Source organism: Paenibacillus alkaliterrae (assembly GCF_021532375.1).
Lineage (GTDB): Bacteria > Bacillota > Bacilli > Paenibacillales > Paenibacillaceae > Pristimantibacillus > Pristimantibacillus alkaliterrae.
In genome coordinates this window covers 35,097-52,766 of the sequence record NZ_JAKGAP010000003.1, presented here as the reverse complement: position 1 = coordinate 52,766, position 17,670 = coordinate 35,097, and the positions used below count along the sequence as shown (strand labels likewise).

The following is a 17,670-nucleotide window of genomic DNA, read 5'->3' as shown; positions in this document are numbered from 1 at the left end:
TTGACAGAGGATTCAAGCATATATGCTGGAAGGGAGCAAGAGAATTCATGGAAATTGCGGCTTTGTTTAAACCGGAATGGCTGAATCGGGATGTTTGGGCGTCGGCAAGCGCCTATTATTTTAAGCAGTGGGAGGAGTTCGATATGCCCTTCCATCGCCATGATGCGGTAGAAATTATGTATGTGATCAGCGGATTGTGCCGGATCGAGATTTTCGGGGATACGGATTCCGCCCGGCTCGTCGAGTTGAAAAAGGGTGAATTTATTATTCTGAATGCGAATGTGCGGCATCGCCTGATCGTGGACAAGCATACGCCGTGCAGAATGCTGAATATTGAATTTAATACAAGCTCTGAATGTTCCATTTTCCCGTCGATAAGACAAGTAGCCCAGGAGGACTTGGATTTAACCTCGTTAATGAACGCGTCTGCTCCATACTTTGTGCTGAAGGATTCGAACGAGGTTTATCATACGCTCAAGACGCTAGTGCTTGAGCTTGATAGCATAGGCAAGGAGCCTAAAGCGATGGTCGGGCTTCTATTCGCCCAATTGCTGATTCAAATCGCGCGCATCTATCGTCAGTCGGTTTCCAGCGGATCGCCGCGGCATGATATATACATGAACAAATGTATTCAATTCATCCATCATAATTACGACCGCGATATCCAGGTGAAGGACATCGCCGCAGCCGTCAATTTGCATCACGGCTATTTGCACCGGATTTTCCGGGCGCATTTAGGAAAATCCGTAACGGAATATTTGACGGAGCTGCGGCTGGAGAAGGCAAAGATGCTCCTCCGGCAGACGGACATACCAATTATGGATATATGCGATTATATCGGCGTAGGCAGCCGTCAATACTTTCATGCCTTATTCAAGAAAAACATCGGTGTTACGCCTGTCCAATATCGAACGGGGATGAGCGCGAATCTCGACTCAAGGGATTACATTGAAATAAAGTGACGATTTCTTACTCATATGGCAGGAGAAAGTTACAATTTTGATAACGCTTCCGGTTAATCGTTGCTAAAATGTAGAGGAGATGAAACGAATCTATATTAGAAGATAATCGGAGGCTGGTTGGCATGTCTACTTTCAAGATTACATTTATTGGCGCAGGCTCTATCGGATTCACGCGCGGCCTGCTTCGAGATTTGCTCGCGGTACCTGAATTCCAGAACATCGAGGTCGCTTTTACGGATATCAATGCTCACAATTTAGAGATGGTTACGGCGCTCTGCCAAAGGGATATTCATGAGAACGGCCTTTCGATCGCTATACAATCGACGACCGATCGGCGAGAGGCTTTGAAGGATGCGAAATACGTTATTTGTACGATTCGGGTAGGCGGGCTCGAGGCGTTCGCGACCGATGTGGACATTCCTCTTAAATACGGCGTCGATCAATGCGTTGGCGATACGCTTAGCGCCGGCGGCATCATGTACGGGCAGCGCGGTATCGCGGAAATGATGAACATTTGCCGCGATATTCGCGAGGTTGCTGCAGAGGATGTCCTACTGCTCAACTATGCGAATCCGATGGCGATGATGACATGGGCCTGCAACAAGTACGGAGGCGTGCGGACGGTCGGATTATGCCACGGGGTACAGGGCGGACATTGGCAAATTGCCGAAGCGTTCGGTCTGAAGCAGGAGGAAGTCGACATTATATGCGCGGGCATTAATCACCAAACGTGGTATATCCAAATTAAGCATAATGGCGAGGACTTGACCGGCAAGCTGCTTGAAGCATTCGAGAAGCATCCGGATTTCAGCCGCACGGAGAAGGTTCGAATCGACATGCTGCGCCGCTTCGGCTACTACAGCACCGAGTCGAACGGACATCTGAGCGAGTACGTGCCTTGGTACCGCAAGCGGCCGGAGGAGATTAACGATTGGATTGACCTAAGCTCATGGATCAACGGCGAAACCGGCGGCTACTTGCGCGTATGTACGGAGGGACGCAATTGGTTTGAGACCGATTTTCCTAACTGGATGAAGGATCCGGCTAATGAATTCAAGAGCGAGCTCCGCAGCCATGAGCACGGCTCTTACATTATTGAAGGGCTGGAAACCGGGCGCGTGTACCGAGGTCACTTTAACGCGGAGAACAAAGGGGTCATTGCGAACCTGCCTGCGGATGCCATTATCGAGGCTCCGGGCTATGTCGATCGCAACGGCATCTCGATGCCGACTGTCGGCGATTTGCCGCTCGGGGCTGCAGCGGTTTGCAACGTGAGCATATCCGTCCAGCGTCTGGCTGTTGAAGCGGCGATTCATGGCGATGATAAGCTGCTGCGCCAAGCCTTCATGATGGATCCGCTGGTCGGCGCCGTCTGTAATCCGAACGAGATTTGGCAAATGGTCGACGAGATGCTTGTGGCGCAGGAGCAATGGCTTCCGCAATATTCGGATGCCATCGCCGCAGCCAAGAAACGCCTAACGGAGGGTCCGCTGCTTCCGACTCGCGATTACCAAGGCGCAGCCCGCCTCAAGGTGAAGTCGGTCGAGGAAATGCAGCAGGACCGCGAAGCAGCTAACAAAAATGCCGGGGAGTCGGACAAAGGGAAGGAGCGCGTCTAGCGCGGCGCGTATTTGAGCTCAATAGGCTCGAGCTTTGCGCCAGGGGGACTCCAAGCGGGAGGACCGAACTTCTTCAGATAACCAAGCTTATTTAAATAATCGTGAGCGGACCGCTCCTCTTCCATTTTGCGGAAAAGCTTCCAGCAGGCAATCACATCGTTGAGCGCGCGATGTCCTCCGATTAACGGGATGCCGTACCGGTCGCACATATCCTTTAGTGTATGCGGATAGACATGCATGGCACGGCTGATCGTTAACGTATCGATGAAGCTGTTGTTGAAAGAACGACCTGCGATACGAAGCAAGGAATGATGCAGGAAGCCAAGGTCGAAGGCAGCATTATGAGCAATTAATATATGATCGCCAAGCATGCGGTTTAATATGCGGAATGCGGTATCCTCGTCCATACCGGTTGCGGTCATCTCATCCGTTATTCCGGTGAGCTCCGTGATCTTCGCCGATAGCTTGCCGTCATAGCGCACAAGCGTACTGAATTCGCTTGCTATTTCGCCATTTACGACGCGGATAGCAGCCATTTCAATGACGCGGTCGTTTTTGGGATCGAGCCCGCTTGTTTCAAAATCGAATACGGTATAGGAAAGGTCAGCCATTAGGATTCACCACTTTTTCAAGTTATAAGGTTAGGACTCTAACGCTAATATTCGATAAAAAATGTAAAAAACCTTTTATTTTCGCATAAGAAACGCCCCATTACCGCTCTGGAAGGAGCTGATAACGGGGCGTTTGCGTTTAGGAACGTTTATTTTGATGCGCGGTTAGTGGTTGTTGCCGGATGCATTGCCTTTTTTATCCGACTTTTTTGTTGTCGTGTTCTTATTTGCATGCCCTTGTTGTTTAGCCATCGATCTCCCTCCTTTCCCGTGACGTTGAAAGTAGTTTGTGATTATAGGGCAGCCCGTTATGCAATTAGGGTTGGAAGTTTAAAATATTTGATCATGATTTAGTTCAACACCGCCTTTCAAGTCCGGTATGCATGCCTAATCATGCGAACAATGGACAAAAACAAAGAATAGGTTTCCTTTGGCGCCCCATACGCAAGGAGACAGACTATTTTGAGGGAGAGAGCGCTTTCTTCCTGCGGGGACAATGCCTTGACCTATGATAAAATGAATAAAAAGATAAGTTGACGAACAACGGGGGATGCCGCGGATGCGAACAGGAACGGGTTTACGGGCCAGATTTAATATGCTGAAAGGTGTGCCGCTGCCGATCGAACAAAGGCTGGGCAAGGATGCGGTTACCGCATTAATCATTCATTGCTGCTTTCAATTCGGCGCTTCCATGTCCGGATTATTCCTCAATTTATACCTATGGCGGCTGACAGAGGATCTAGTCGTAAATGGCATTTATAATATTATCGTTTTTATACTTACGCCGCCCGCCTTCGCGCTTGGAGGCTGGATTGCGAAGCGGCGGGACCGAATGGTGACCTACAGGCTTGGCATCGTTATGATTGCCTTATTCTATTTCATGGTCGTCATTGCTCAGGAGCAGGTTGCTCAATATTACATAGCATTTGCCATATTCAACGGAATAGCGGCCGGCTTGTATTGGACCGGATACTTAGTCATTCAATATGACGTGTCGACTGAAGCGAACCGCATTCGTTTCCTGGCCATTAACATGGTCGTGTTTAACTCATCGGGATTGGCTGGTCCGGCACTTGCGGGATTTGTTATTCAACGCAGCGACGGGCTTCAGGGCTACATTTTCATATTCATGCTTGCATTTGTCATGTTCCTGATCGCCGCGATCGTGAGCTTTCGCATTCCGATGGTTCCGTCGCATCACAAAGCTTACTACTTGAAATTTATGGGGCTTGTCATGCACCGAAACAAGCGCTGGCTTAAGGGGCTGTACAGCTTCTTCGTTCTCGGGCTGTTTCAAGGGATCATGCTGTTTCTGCCGAGCATTATGCTGTTTCAGACCGTTGGCAGGGAGGATTTAGTCGGCTATTTGGGCGTGTTTTTCTCCTCGCTTACGGTGGCGACGGGCTATGTCATTTCGAGGAAAGCGCAGAAGGAGCATGTGCGCAAATATGTGCTGCTGTCTACGACCGGCGTTGCGCTAGGATCGGCACTGCTGCTCATACAGGTGGAATTTTGGTCGGTTGCGATCTATATGATTCTTTTCTCCATCTGCAATCCGCTCGCGGTTAACACGTTAACCTCCTACTACTACCGGTTAATCGGCACGCTGCCGCTCAAAGGCCAGCTGCGCGTCGAGTCGGTCGTTATGCGTGAGCTGTTCCTCAACGTGGGTAGGGTGCTGTCGATTACACTGCTCATTGTGCTGGCTAAGGATATGCAGTCGGTATGGATGCCGGTCGTGTTATTCGCGATGGCGGCTCTGCAATATTTACTTGTTTTGTTTATTAAGGAAAAGCAGGTAGGCGAGCAGGGGTAGTTTATCCATTTTTAGCGTTTTATGGTAAAAACATAAATGGATCGATGGGGGAATGTGTTGAGCATGCGTAATAATGTCTTGCTGCTGGTCGGATGCTTCGTTCTATAGAGCAAGAGGATAAAGCGGCTTGGCAGCATCTTTTCGCAGAAGCTGAAAGGTGGGTAACGCGTGTACCGCTCATGCCGGTTACGGGCAATCATGATGAAACGGACGGAAATGCGGAGCGCTTCACGTCTCATTTCAACGTGCCGGTAAATGGTGCTGACGGATCAATACCCGGCACGACGTATTCGTTTGACTACGGTGCCGTCCATTTCGTTATGTTGAACTCCGAATCGAACATCAAGGAGCAAACGAAATGGCTGAGGAAAGATCTCGCAAATACGGATAAGGCATGGATAATCATTGCCGTGCACCAAGGGCCGTACGGAGGCAACCGTTACAAAAAGGTCGCGGACTGGACCGAGGCGTTCGACGAGTTTAAGGTGGATTTGGTGCTGCAGGGCCATAACCACGAGTATTCGAGATCGTATCCGCTGCGAGACGGTGAAGTCGTCCCGGATGGCGAAAGCCTGGTATTGAACAAAGAGGGTACCGTATATGTCGTAACGAATACGGCCGGACCGAAATTTAATGAGAAGAAGGAAGACCAATTTTATCATAAGGTGCATTTTCAGAACGGGAAGCAGATGTTTGCGGGGATTACGATTAACGGCAAATCGTTGACTTATCAGGCGTATGCCGTAGACGGCATTAAGCTGGATGAGTTTGTATTGCAGCAGTAGGCCGGCCCCTCCGAATTTCCGAGTTCTCTGCCATCATTATCGGCTATTTTGAGCGAAGATGCACCTTTTGGTGATATAATTTGAGGAGGTTACCCGAACAAATACCACACTCTAACCGTGGCGGTCAGGGTCAGCTGCCCCGGTTCGACCGGTGTGGCTGCGCTTTGCATATGCAGGGAGGCCGTGAAGGGAATCGGTTCCGCGCTGCGAGAAAGCTCCTGAACTTGACTTGGAACCGCGGCAAGATTGACCTGGAGTGCTGCTGCGATCGTTTCGGCCTTCTGACGGGCATTTTGAATGGCAAGCGCTAAAACCTCATTCTCATAAATGGCCGGCTGCGCCATCGTAAATTGGATGCCCGCAACGGTATTAGCGCCGTTCGATACGGCCGTATCGATAACGATACCGATGTCTTCGATTCTGTCGATTGTGATTTGCAGAAGATGGGTGACTTTATAGCCCCGAAAGACTTGCTGCCCATCTATATATTCGTATTGGGCCTCGATTCGAAAATCATCCGTTTGGATCTTATCTTTTGGAATGTTCAGCTCCAAGAGCGCTTCTATAATATTGGTAACGATTTGTGCATTTTCGCTTTGGACGGTCTGCAGGACTTGACCTTCCGTTATGGCTCCAAGCACGGCCACAGCCCGGTCTGGAGGCGCAGCTAACGTTCCTTCACCGAGGACTTCGATGGTAAAGGGGCATTTTGACTGATTGGAAGGCGAATTGCCGTATGAATGACTATACATTAGAGAACTCCTTTCTGAAAAAGGATTGTCGAACTAATGTATGTTTCTTTTACGCTTAAGATTCTTATAGGGTTAGACGGAGATGAGTCATAGGGAATGATCATCGATCTTAGTCGCATGATAGAAACCGGCATGCCCGTATACCCGGGAGATGCTGAAGCTGTCTCATACGCACTCTATTAAAGCAACCACCACTCACCCAAATTAGTCTAGAAAATAGATCTAATCCGGCCAAACTAACCCATTCTGCATACATAGATCTAGAAACTAGACTTATTTCGTCGCACCTCCCGCCAAGCGGCCTCAAAAGCTCACCACTCACCCAAATTAGTCTAGAAAATAGATCTAATCGGGCCAAACTAACCCATTTTGCCAACTTAAGTCTAGAAACTAGCCTTAATACGTTGCACCATCCGCTAATGGCTCTCAAAAGCTCACTTACTCGCTGATGGAGCAAGTTTAGCGGGATCTTTTCCAGTTAGATTCGTCGTTCATCTCGCATGTAGGAGGTTATATTTATGCAGGAGCTTGTTGGCCGCTGTGTGAAATGTAAGAAGCCGATTTTCTGCCTGTATCGAGATGAGCTGTCCTAGGTTATCCTTAAAACCCACAGGGGCAGCTATTGTTTATTCCTGCACATCGGATATACTTAAAACACCTATTATTTTTGAGTTGTCATACTTTTTGGGTATGTGGTGAAGGGGTGAGCGAAATGGACATGCGACAGCTGAAATATTTCCTGACGGTAGCTGAGGAAGGGCAGGTTACCCGTGCAGCCAAGCTGCTTAATATGGAGCAGCCACCGCTAAGCAGACAGCTGAAGCTGATGGAGGAGGAGCTTGGCGTGAAGCTGTTTGATCGGGGCAACAAAGGTTTTAAGCTGACCGCCTCGGGAGAGCTACTCAAGCAGAAAGCCGAGTCGCTGCTGCTTCAGTTCGATGAATCTATCCGCGAGGTGAAGGGAATAGAGGAGGGAGTAAGCGGTGTCCTGTCGATCGGCTCGGTCGTATCCTGCATTTCCCTGCTTCCGAAGCGAATTGAGCTGTTCAGGGAAAGGTTCCCGCAGGTGACCTACAAAATATTAGAGGGAGACCATTTTTATTTGGGTGAGCAGCTGGAGAAGCGGGCAATCGATTTAATCGTTGCCAGACTTCCGTTCGAAGCGCAAACCCATCCTCAGCAATATTCGGTTTTGCCGCTGCCCTCCGATCCATTCGTAGCCGTTATTCCAAGCACCTGGACCGCGTACTCCAGCAAGGAAACGATCGGGATGAAGGAACTGGCCAACTTTCCTTTTTTAACGTTAAAGACGGACAAAACGACCCGGATGCACGAGCAGGTCGTCAATGAATGCAAGCGTCATGGCTTCGAGCCGAACATCATTTGCGAATGCTCCAGCGTTGCGATCATTATGTCGCTTATTGCCGGGGGGATCGGGGCGACCGTGTTCCCGAAATCGGTTATGTCATCTTTTCCAACTACGGTAGTCAAAATGCTCGATATAAAAGACGCCGATTTCCAGTCTGATGTCGGTGTTCTGTGGCTTAAGGATTATTATTTGTCTAAGCGGGCCCAGCAGTTTATCGAGAGCTTCAGGACGGAAATATGATTGCGATACCGGTTGATTTATAAGAAATATTGATAGGATCACATGTTTATATTGATTGGTAAACCGAATTAAAATTCGGTATCATGTATTATTATGCAACATCACTTAACGATACAGCTGATCGTTTATTATTTTACGAGTAAGGGGACTATGGGGTGAGAATTTCATTAGAGCTTATTCCGCGGGATCGAGAAGAGTTGAGAGCGGAACTGCAATTAACCAAAGCGCGATTCCCATCAATAAATACGATAAATATACCCGATTTAACGAGGTTTGATTTCAGGAGCTGGGAAGCCGTGGGTCTTTCCAAAGCCTATTTTGAAAACAGTATCCCTCATATTCGGGCCATGGATTTTGATGCAGGCGAGCCATTTCATATCATAGATTATTTAGACACTCATCATATTTCTGAGATTCTGGTTGTTACGGGCGATGCTCCAAAAAATAGCCATCATCGCGTTTATCCGACTTCATGCATCGATCTCATTTCAAAAATCAAAAGAGAGCATCCTCATATCAAGGTTTATTCTGCTCTTGATCCTTATCGTGGCAGTATTCGCGATGAATATGAATATGTGCAAAGGAAGCTTGCGGCCGGAACGGACGGCTTCTTCACCCAGCCCTACTTCGATCTGCGGTTAATGGAGCTTTATGCGGATATGTTGGAGGGCACGGAGATTTTCTGGGGCGTTTCGCCCGTCGTATCGGACAAATCCCGGAGATATTGGGAGACAAGGAATAATGTCGTATTTCCGAAAGATTTTAAGCCGACGCTGGATTGGAATATTGAATTCTCGAGACAAGCATTGACATTTACGGAGCAATCTAAAAGCAATATTTATTTCATGCCGATTAAAGTTGATTTGTCTGCTTATTTTAAAGGCGTATTTAATGAAGTGTACGTTTAGAAGAGAGCTGAAGCGAGGATTTCAGCGTTGATTTCTGACCAATAGAAAAGCTGACAGGCTGCGAGCATTTTGCAGTTTGTTTTTTTTGATTCGTTCCCCTATTAAGCATGTTAACCAAATAGCGTCGCGCCTGCGAGATGAATGACGAATCTAACTGGAAAAGATCCCGCTAAACCTGCTTCATCAGCGAGTAAGTCTGGCCTAACTGGAATTTGTCCCGCTAATGTGGTTAGTATGTGGACTAGAAGCGATTATTCCTGTTAATAACGTCTGGTTTCCCGTTAAATGCATGAATAGACGTGTCTGAGACCAATTAGCAGGCGTTTTTCCTTTTCATGCTGCCGGTGCAGCCAAGAACTCGCGTAATTGATTAGTTTGAATTATATAGATAACGTAATTAGGAGGAAAAAAATGGGGGACGTTTCTTTGGAAATCCGTCGATTGGGGCATAAAGATGTTGCAAATATAGGGGCTCTCATGATGGATGTTATATCTCGGCTTCCTTCTCAGGAGCTTTTTGCGACGGATGATGAAGATTACATGCACGCCCACTTCGAAGACAAAGGTGAAATATACGGCGCATACCTCAATGGGAAGCTCGTTGCTTATTCGGTTTTGGCGTTTCCTGGACGGAGTGAAGGCAATCTCGGAAGGGAATTTGGTGTGTCGGAGGAACAATTGCCTTACGTCGCAGTATTGGATTCAACGGTAGTCCATGAATCTGTGCGCGGTATGGGCTTGCAGCGACAATTCCATGTTCTGCGTGAGAAACGCGCAAGGGAGAACGGTTTTCGATACCTCTATTCAACCGTTCATCCGGAGAATGCTGTGAGTATAAAAAATTTAGAACTTGCCGGTTTTAAGCTTCAATTCACGAGCGAGATGTATGGCGGAAAACAAAGACATTGTTACGCAAAACGTTTAATGTAATATAAGCGTGCAGAGGCAGGCTCGGATCTGGAATGCGATTATTCAGATATCTTCAAGGCGGTTAGGGTAGACAAACTTTTTTTAGAGTTAAGATCCGAAACAGGGGTTAGAGTTTTGTTAATCGATAACGATGATCGAAAAGTTACTTCTCATATGACTTACACAAACGGGACACAAGCGGCATATGGGTTTATTGTTCCTAATCTTAATGAAGCTCATCGAGAGATGAAAGAGTCTGGAATTAATGTTAGTGATATAACTGACTATGAAGGGCTTTCTTTTGAAATTAATGATCTGGATGGAAACATTATTGAATTATGGAGTGATTATCCTGAATCGATGGGATGGTCGATTTTTGAACCAATGAATAAATCATGAACAAATATTGAGCAAAAGATGGTTTTCTTTTGGACGTTTTATTGTGTAGTCATTAACAGCTTTTATTACAAAGGAAAACGGATAGTGGGATATGAAGAAATTCCGATCTATTTATGTATGTGAACAAAATAGAAATAAACGTGATGTTCATGGAAAAAGAAAAATGGCTAATTGATCCTATCGGCTCAGCAGAAAGAGGAGAAAATCCAACTGTATTAGCACGGATGAAAACAGGTTTTGCGTTAATTGGATTAACACAGTTTCTTCCGGGGTACTGTTTATTAATGAGATCACCGCAAATAAAGGATTTAACTGATCTCAGTATGAATGCATACGTTGAAGCTGTTTGTGATGGATATATACAGTAACTTCTCGCTCCCAAGCCGAGTTAGGCGCGCTATGATGGATATATACAGTATCTCTTGGTTAATAACATGAGCGAAATTGAAATTCGTAGATTTACAAAGGATGTTTCGCAGAAAATGGGTGAGTTGTATCGTGCCGTTACATCTAGAGACAAAGCTGTTTTCTGGTGGGTTGGGAAGAAGATAATTAGTCGAGGAAATGAAGCCCCGGGTGGAAATCATTTCGTAAATGACATTGCTCTTATCTGATCAATATAAGTTGAACTAATCAATCTCGCGAGTTCACGGCTGCTCTGGCAGCACGAACTGGAATAATTCCAGCTGTCTTAGACACACTTTATTAAAAAGCAACCACCACTCACCCATATTAGTCTAGAAAATAGATCTAATCCGACCAAACTAACCCATTCAGCCAACTTAGGTCTAGAAACTAGCCTTAATACGTCGCACCATCCGCTATTCGCCCTCAAAAGCTTACTTACTCGCTGATGAAGCAAGTTTAGTGGGATCTTTTCCAGTTAGATTCGTCATTCATCTCGCAGGAGCGACGCTATTTTGTCAACATGCTTGATAGGACCTGAAAAAACTATGCTATCATTAGTTCAACTTATATAGATAAAATCATCTTAACTTTGTACAAACATAAGTTAGCTCTGTACTATTTATTTCGTTGCAAGATTCATATAATAAAGTTATTATGAAAATTTTACGCATTTTCTCTTTTTCATTATGTATGCGGTTACAATTGCAATCATCGGTTTGAAACTTCCTGTTAAGGATGATTCATATGAATAGAACCTGGCTTCGTAAAATGATCTGGTCCTATATTCCGATATTTTTTATCATTTTTTCCTTTGTCTTTTTTATGTTTTTCCAGACGCTGGTCGAGCAAAACAATAAAAATACGAGGGAATCCAGCAAAGTGTTCGCGCGGCAGCTGCTTCAGTCTGTTGACGTGTCGTTAAAATCGGTCAATGCCGTCATTCTCCGCGAAATTTTAAACAACAAGCTGTTCATGGACTTCTTCAACGAGAAGGATGACGGTAATATTTATTTGAATTACCAGGTGGCCAAAAGGCTGTCGGCATTAAAGCAGGAAGTGCCGCTCATCGATTCCTATTATTTGGTCAGGTATAGCGATCAGTTGATCTATAACGGAAATGTCATCAATAGCCTCCCGGATTTTGAAGATGCCCCTTTTGTACGCGAAGTCCAGCGTCGATCAGACAAATCCCCGTGGTCCGATCTGCGGACGTATCGCGAATTTGCTTTTCAGAATAAAAAAGACGTCGTCAGTCTGGTTCATAAAGTGCCCCTCAGTATTGGCTCGGACGGGCTGTTTGTCGTAAACATCAGCATCTCCGCCCTTCAGGATATGGTTGCGGATATGTACGATCCGGCAACGACTTTTGTAAATCTATACGATCGAAACGGTCATTCGCTCTTTAAGCGGGGTGAGTCCGTCAAGGAAAGGGAACCGCTCGCCAGCGTTTCCTCGCCATATACCGGCTGGAAGGCGGAAAGCGGCGTATACAACGGCAGAATCGTCAGCGCGGTTTCTACTTTTTCAAGCGTCTGGCTGATGCTGGGCTTCCTTGTTCTCATCGCCGGAGTCGTCTCCATCATTTATGTCACCCGCAAAAATTATAAGCCGATTGAAGATATCGTCTTCCAAATCAACGACAAGCTGTTTCAGGACAAGCATACTTTGGGAAGGCTGCCCGTCGACGAATTCGCCTTTATCGAATCGGCGATCAACAATTTTACCGAGCAATCGAAAGCGTTCAAGAAGGAATATGAAGAAGCGGTGCTTCATAAGAAGAAAACGTTCTTCACGGAATTGATTGCGGGAGACGGCAACGTGAGTGATTTCACGAATCATTTGCCGATACCTGCCCATGAGCGGTTGAAAGTGCTCATTATCGAAATCGACAATGCTGAGCAATCGTTCTGCAGCTATCAAACCCGCGATCAATCGTTGTTCAAATTCGTACTCAGCAGCGTGACCCATGAATTAGCCAGCCAACACGCGATTAACGTATGGTTGGAATGGACCTCCCATCTGCAGTTGACCGGCATTTTTTTCCTGGATGGGCCGGAGACCGAAATGACGGATATTTGTGAAGGGATCGTCGCCTGGGTCAATAAAAATCTGAAATTCACACTCACCATTGGAATCGGCGAGCCGGCCGTGTCACTCAAAGGCGCCGCGGATTCCTACAAGGAAGCTCTGGAATCGTTGAAATTCAAAGCCGTTATGGGCAATAACCGCCTTATCAACTATCGGGAAGCCCGAAATGCCACAAGCAAGGAAACCAATAAGCATCTCAAAGCGATCGACAGCCTGGTTCAAACGTTTCGGCTGAGCGAGGAGGGCTGGCATCATTGTTTCCGGCAATGGTTTGACGGGATGCGGAAATGCCGGCTGTCCAAGAACGAAATCATTGAGCTGGGCCGCTACTTTATTGCCCATATGGATCTGCATCTCTCTCAAGTTTCCAAAGACCATTATGAGATTTGGACCTGTCATGCGTTAAATCCCGCACAGAAAATGATCGGGGAATTCGATACGCTGGATGAACTCCAGCAATCCTTCAGCCGGATTCTGGAGGGATTTTCCGGACGGCTGACCGTACTTTGCAAGGGACGCCAGTATCATCGACTGATGAAAGAAATCAGGGAGTATATCGAACAGCACTTCGCGAATCCTGAGCTGTCCCTTGACTATTTGAGCGATAAGTTTTCCATAAACGCCAAATATTTAAGCCAGTTGTTCAAGGAGGAGTTCGGGGAAAATTTTCTCGATTTTCTGGCCGACGTCCGAATTCAGCATGCCAAAAAGTGGTTGGTCGAACAGCAGGACTCCATCCAGGACGTTGGCGAACGTGTCGGTTATGTCAACGCGGCTACCTTTAGAAGGGTTTTTCGAAGGGTGGAGGGCTTATCGCCCGTCGATTACCGCAAGCTCAACGCAATTGAGAATACCGGCTGACAGGGCAGGGAGGGAAACTGCATTTGAAATCTGAACATAAATGGATTGTCGGCATGATTCTGATCGCCTCCGCAATTTTGCTCATGACCGGTTCCCTGTTTCAAGCCCATTCGGAAACGGGCAAGGGGGATAAAGGCATCTCCCCCGAGAGCGGGATAAATCCGGCCGGTCAGTTCCCCATATCGGACAAGCCGATCGTGTTAACGGCATTCGCGGCACCTCCGGTGGTTGTGGAGAATCTGAATACAAACACATTTACGAAATATTTGGAAGAAAAGCTGAATGTCAAGTTTGAATTCGTGATCGCCAGTGCAGCCGCCAAAAAAGAAAGAAAGCAGATGCTATTTGCCAGCGGCGATTACCCGGCAATTATTCTTAACGGCGATCTGACACCGGATGAACAAATCAACTACGGCAAGTCCGGCATTTTGAAGCCTCTGAATGACTTAATCGACCGATATGGGGACAACATCAAACGGATATTTGCCGAGAAGCCCATCCTGCGCCAGGCGATTACGGCCCCCGACGGCCAAATTTATTCCCTTCCGGCTATTAATGAATGCTTTCACTGCTGGTACGCACAGAAGCTATGGATTAACATGGATTGGCTGAACAAACTGCATCTGGCGCCTCCCGAAACAACGGAGGAATTCTATCAGGTGTTGAAAGCTTTTAAGACGAGGGACCCGAATGGCAACGGCAAAGCCGATGAAATTCCATTGTCCGGGGCAACCGATTCCTGGCATGCGAAAATTACGGGATTTTTGATGAGCGCCTTTATTTATAACACGGACGACAATTACTTTTATATGCAGGACGGCAAAGTGGGGCTGGCCGCGGCACAGCCGGAATGGAAGGAGGGGCTTGCCTACATTCGCCGGCTCTACAGCGAAGGATTGATCGATCCGTCCTCATTTACCCAGACGATTGACGGCTTGATCCAGTTGGCAAGCCATAGTGGCGACAATGTGCTCGGAAGTGCGGCTTTGGGTCATATTCGGATGGCATTCAGCGGAATGGATGAAGAAAGAAACAAAGCGTATCATACGATCCCGCCGTTAATCGGCCCGAATGGCTATCAGGCGGCCGGCTATTTCAACACGGTGGAGAACGGTCAATTCGCGATAACGGATAAAGCGACGGAGACGGAAGCGGCAGCGGCAATCCGGCTGGCCGATTTTCTGTATTCGGAAGAGGCGGCCATACGGAACGAATTCGGACCGGAAAATTTGTGGTGGCGCAAAGGTAAGCCCGGAGAGGTCGACGAGCACGGAAGGCCTGCAAAATACAAGGTAAATCCCGAATACTTCGGTCATTTAACGCAGAATGAAGGCTGGAGCCAAATGGGCATCTCTTACCGGGACAGGGGGCTTCGGGAATCATGGGCGGTGCCGCAGGATCCGTATTCCATGGAAGGCTACGAGCATCGTTTGTACGGGGAGACGGCCAGAAATTACGCGGGCAAAGAGCCGGAAGAGGTTTTTCCCGCTCATGTTTATGTGGAACAGGGCTCAGCGGTCGAAGCAGCGCGCTTGCGGGTGCAAATCAACGATTATATTGAATCCGCCATGGTGCAGTTTATAACCGGCTCAAAAAATATCGAGCAGGAGTGGGACGCCTATTTGGAAGGGTTCAATGGTTTGAAGCTTGACCGGTATTTGTCTATTTATCAAACAGCCTACGACAACTACAAACGCAATCCATGACGCGTCGCAAGGGGCTGTCCCGGAAGTCAAGATGACTTTTCGGGACAGCCCCTTCGTATGCCGCGGGGGGCGACGGAGCGGCAGATAGGCATTCGTCAGAGCCGCAGCCGTTCATCAATACGGCATACGGCGCCTGCAGCGGCGCGGCAGAATATTGAGCGTCAGCGGAAAGTTGTACGTTCCGGCAATCGCCTGGAAAAGCAAGCGGCTGCAGAAATTCGTCTCCTGGTTGAATACTGTTCGTTGACCCCCTCGTCCCCATTCCATTATCGTGGATACCAAACCTCATCGTATCCAGAAAGGAAGTGGTCGACGATCATACCATCAATCGGAGGACTGGAAGTAAAGAAAGCGGGTCGGATCGGCTTGGGCGAGAACAGAATGGTTCGTCTGAAAGGTCCGGCCAGAAAAATGAAACGGCATTGGCAGCTATACCTGCTCGTTCTGCTGCCGCTCGCGTACATTGTCATTTTTAAATATATTCCGATGTACGGCGCACAGATTGCTTTTCGCGACTTCAGCCCGGTAAGAGGCTTTACAGGAAGCGAATGGGTGGGGCTCAAAAACTTCTCGGATTTTTTCAATTCCCCGAATTTTTGGCTCCTAATTAAGAACACGCTGATCATCAGTGTGTATTCGCTGCTCATCGTATTTCCGGCGCCCATTATTTTGGCTCTCGCATTAAATGAAATCCGAAATGCGAGATTCAAGAAAACGGTGCAGATGGTGACGTTCGCACCGTACTTTATTTCCACCGTCGTCATGGTTTCGATGATTATTCTCTTCTTGTCTCCGCGTCTGGGCTTCGTCGATTCGATCGTCAAGTTTCTGGGGATGGAATCGATTAACTTTATGGGCATTCCGGATTTTTTCAGCAGCATCTTCGTATGGTCAAACGTCTGGCAGGGCATCGGTTACGGCGCAGTCATCTACCTTGCCGCGCTCGCCGGGGTCAACCCGGATTTATATGAAGCGGCTAAGGTCGACGGGGCTTCCCGCTTTCAGAAGGTTCTCCATATCGACATACCGGGGATCATGCCCGCCGCCATCATTCTTCTTATTTTGAATGTCGGGCAAATTATGAATGTCGGCTTCGAAAAAATCTATTTGATGCAAAATCCGCTTAATACGAGCACGTCGGAAGTTATTTCCACTTACGTCTACAAAATCGGCTTGTTAGGGGCCAATTTCAGTTTCTCGGCAGCCGTGGACCTGTTTAACTCGGTCATCAATCTCATTTTGCTGCTGGCCGTCAATTATTTTGCAAGACGTATATCGGACAACAGTCTCTGGTAAGGGAGGAAGGGAATCGAGATGAATAAACCGGTGGCAGTCAAAGAGTCGATGGGCGACAAGCTATTTCTCTTCCTTGTCTACGCCTTTCTGCTGTTCATTCTCATCATAGTGCTCTATCCGCTCATTTATATTGTCAGCTCTTCCTTCAGTTCTCCGCAGGCCGTCATCAGCGGCAGGGTGTGGCTGTTCCCGGTCGAGCCGAGCCTGGCGGGCTATAAGGCGATTTTCTCCAACCCGCAGATCCTTACAGGATATGCCAATTCGCTCTTCTACACGTTCTTCGGCGTCTTGATCAATGTGAGCATGACCGTGATGCTGGCGTACCCGCTGTCCAAAAGCACCTTTCTCGGCCGAAACTTCATCATGGTCATTCTGGTCATTACGATGATGTTCAGCGGAGGGCTGATTCCCTATTACCTGACGGTTAAAATGCTGGGGATTCTGGACACAAGATGGGCGATGCTGCTCCCGGGCGCATTGGCGGTGTGGCAGGTCATCATCGCCCGCACTTTCTTCCAATCGACGATTCCGAAGGAGCTCGGGGAGGCCGCTGAATTGGATGGCTGCAGCGATTTCGGCTTTCTGTGGCGGATCGTGCTGCCTCTATCCAAACCGATTCTTGCCGTCCTGGTCCTGCTGTATGCGGTCGGGCATTGGAATGCGTATTTCGATGCGCTCATCTTCTTGAAATCGCAGGAGCTGTTTCCTTTGCAGATCATATTGCGGAATATCCTCATCCTGAACTCGATCGACGCGAGCATGATGGTGGACGCGAATCAAATGGCGGCGATGCAGGGCTTGCGGGATTTGTTGAAATTCTCGCTCATTGTCGTCGCGACGGTGCCTGTGTTGGCCATTTATCCTTTCGTTCAAAAGTATTTCGTCCAGGGCATTATGATCGGATCGCTAAAAGGATAGCTAATCCGGATCATTCCGGCTCA

15 protein-coding genes are annotated in these 17,670 nt (G+C 47.7%); 13 read left to right on the top strand and 2 right to left on the bottom strand.

Going from position 1 to position 17,670, the window contains the following annotated elements; all coding sequences use genetic code 11:
- The first annotated feature begins 47 nt into the window (after positions 1 to 47).
- Both L1N85_RS02065 and melA read left to right on the top strand, forming a co-directional pair.
- Positions 48 to 962 (top strand): AraC family transcriptional regulator, encoded by a 915-nt coding sequence (locus L1N85_RS02065; RefSeq protein ID WP_235234436.1) that lies wholly within the window; start codon positions 48 to 50, stop codon positions 960 to 962.
- Between the two features lie 122 nt (positions 963 to 1,084).
- Complete coding sequence (gene melA, locus L1N85_RS02060; protein WP_235234434.1) at positions 1,085 to 2,581, top strand: alpha-glucosidase/alpha-galactosidase; 1,497 nt, start codon at positions 1,085 to 1,087, stop codon at positions 2,579 to 2,581.
- On the opposite strand, the gene L1N85_RS02055 is transcribed toward melA, so the two are convergent.
- Positions 2,578 to 3,192: a 3'-5' exonuclease gene (locus L1N85_RS02055; protein WP_235234432.1), complete on the bottom strand. Its 615-nt coding sequence runs from the start codon at positions 3,190 to 3,192 to the stop codon at positions 2,578 to 2,580. The two genes, melA and L1N85_RS02055, sit on opposite strands and share 4 nt — an antisense overlap.
- 559 nt (positions 3,193 to 3,751) lie before the next feature.
- On the opposite strand from L1N85_RS02055, the gene L1N85_RS02050 reads away from it, so the two are divergent.
- Together L1N85_RS02050 and L1N85_RS02045 are read left to right on the top strand one after the other, a co-directional pair.
- Positions 3,752 to 5,008 (top strand): MFS transporter, encoded by a 1,257-nt coding sequence (locus L1N85_RS02050; RefSeq protein WP_235234431.1) that lies wholly within the window; start codon positions 3,752 to 3,754, stop codon positions 5,006 to 5,008.
- A 92-nt stretch (positions 5,009 to 5,100) separates the two neighbouring features.
- A complete protein-coding gene (locus tag L1N85_RS02045) occupies positions 5,101 to 5,793 on the top strand; it encodes a metallophosphoesterase (protein WP_235234429.1) in 693 nt (230 codons plus the stop codon).
- A gap of 89 nt (positions 5,794 to 5,882) precedes the next feature.
- Here the strand turns inward: L1N85_RS02045 and L1N85_RS02040 are convergent, their stop codons facing one another.
- A complete protein-coding gene (locus tag L1N85_RS02040; protein WP_235234425.1) occupies positions 5,883 to 6,545 on the bottom strand; it encodes an SIMPL domain-containing protein in 663 nt (220 codons plus the stop codon).
- A gap of 712 nt (positions 6,546 to 7,257) precedes the next feature.
- Between L1N85_RS02040 and L1N85_RS02035 the strand changes: the two genes are divergently transcribed.
- The 9 genes from L1N85_RS02035 to L1N85_RS01995 all read left to right on the top strand — a co-directional run bounded on the left by L1N85_RS02035 (position 7,258) and on the right by L1N85_RS01995 (position 17,647).
- Positions 7,258 to 8,154 carry a LysR family transcriptional regulator gene (locus tag L1N85_RS02035; protein WP_235234423.1) on the top strand — a complete coding sequence of 299 codons (897 nt, stop codon included), beginning with the start codon at positions 7,258 to 7,260 and terminating at the stop codon, positions 8,152 to 8,154.
- A 155-nt stretch (positions 8,155 to 8,309) separates the two neighbouring features.
- Positions 8,310 to 9,062, top strand: coding sequence for a methylenetetrahydrofolate reductase (locus L1N85_RS02030; protein WP_235234421.1), 753 nt, complete (start codon positions 8,310 to 8,312; stop codon positions 9,060 to 9,062).
- A 411-nt stretch (positions 9,063 to 9,473) separates the two neighbouring features.
- Positions 9,474 to 9,992 carry a GNAT family N-acetyltransferase gene (locus tag L1N85_RS02025; protein ID WP_235234418.1) on the top strand — a complete coding sequence of 173 codons (519 nt, stop codon included), beginning with the start codon at positions 9,474 to 9,476 and terminating at the stop codon, positions 9,990 to 9,992.
- Between the two features lie 114 nt (positions 9,993 to 10,106).
- Positions 10,107 to 10,370, top strand: coding sequence for a VOC family protein (locus L1N85_RS02020; RefSeq protein ID WP_235234417.1), 264 nt, complete (start codon positions 10,107 to 10,109; stop codon positions 10,368 to 10,370).
- Positions 10,371 to 10,519: 149 nt separating this feature from the next.
- Positions 10,520 to 10,738, top strand: coding sequence for a hypothetical protein (locus tag L1N85_RS02015; RefSeq protein ID WP_235234416.1), 219 nt, complete (start codon positions 10,520 to 10,522; stop codon positions 10,736 to 10,738).
- A gap of 784 nt (positions 10,739 to 11,522) precedes the next feature.
- Positions 11,523 to 13,727 carry a helix-turn-helix domain-containing protein gene (locus tag L1N85_RS02010; protein ID WP_235234415.1) on the top strand — a complete coding sequence of 735 codons (2,205 nt, stop codon included), beginning with the start codon at positions 11,523 to 11,525 and terminating at the stop codon, positions 13,725 to 13,727.
- A gap of 23 nt (positions 13,728 to 13,750) precedes the next feature.
- Positions 13,751 to 15,433: a type 2 periplasmic-binding domain-containing protein gene (locus L1N85_RS02005; RefSeq protein ID WP_235234414.1), complete on the top strand. Its 1,683-nt coding sequence runs from the start codon at positions 13,751 to 13,753 to the stop codon at positions 15,431 to 15,433.
- 381 nt (positions 15,434 to 15,814) lie between these two features.
- Complete coding sequence (locus L1N85_RS02000; RefSeq protein ID WP_235234458.1) at positions 15,815 to 16,729, top strand: ABC transporter permease; 915 nt, start codon at positions 15,815 to 15,817, stop codon at positions 16,727 to 16,729.
- A gap of 18 nt (positions 16,730 to 16,747) precedes the next feature.
- On the top strand, positions 16,748 to 17,647 hold the full coding sequence (locus tag L1N85_RS01995; RefSeq protein ID WP_235234410.1) for a carbohydrate ABC transporter permease: 900 nt from the start codon (positions 16,748 to 16,750) through the stop codon (positions 17,645 to 17,647).
- The last annotated feature ends 23 nt before the right edge of the window (positions 17,648 to 17,670 follow it).

Coding starts and splice junctions, on each gene's coding strand:
- L1N85_RS02045 (WP_235234429.1), top strand. CDS start 5,101: ATGCTTCGTTCTATAGAGCAAGAGGATAAAGCGGCTTGGCAGCATCTT.
- L1N85_RS02010 (WP_235234415.1), top strand. CDS start 11,523: ATGAATAGAACCTGGCTTCGTAAAATGATCTGGTCCTATATTCCGATA.
- melA (WP_235234434.1), top strand. CDS start 1,085: ATGTCTACTTTCAAGATTACATTTATTGGCGCAGGCTCTATCGGATTC.
- L1N85_RS01995 (WP_235234410.1), top strand. CDS start 16,748: ATGAATAAACCGGTGGCAGTCAAAGAGTCGATGGGCGACAAGCTATTT.
- L1N85_RS02025 (WP_235234418.1), top strand. CDS start 9,474: ATGGGGGACGTTTCTTTGGAAATCCGTCGATTGGGGCATAAAGATGTT.
- L1N85_RS02000 (WP_235234458.1), top strand. CDS start 15,815: ATGGTTCGTCTGAAAGGTCCGGCCAGAAAAATGAAACGGCATTGGCAG.
- L1N85_RS02015 (WP_235234416.1), top strand. CDS start 10,520: ATGGAAAAAGAAAAATGGCTAATTGATCCTATCGGCTCAGCAGAAAGA.
- L1N85_RS02040 (WP_235234425.1), bottom strand. CDS start 6,545: ATGTATAGTCATTCATACGGCAATTCGCCTTCCAATCAGTCAAAATGC.
- L1N85_RS02065 (WP_235234436.1), top strand. CDS start 48: ATGGAAATTGCGGCTTTGTTTAAACCGGAATGGCTGAATCGGGATGTT.
- L1N85_RS02050 (WP_235234431.1), top strand. CDS start 3,752: ATGCGAACAGGAACGGGTTTACGGGCCAGATTTAATATGCTGAAAGGT.
- L1N85_RS02035 (WP_235234423.1), top strand. CDS start 7,258: ATGGACATGCGACAGCTGAAATATTTCCTGACGGTAGCTGAGGAAGGG.
- L1N85_RS02055 (WP_235234432.1), bottom strand. CDS start 3,192: ATGGCTGACCTTTCCTATACCGTATTCGATTTTGAAACAAGCGGGCTC.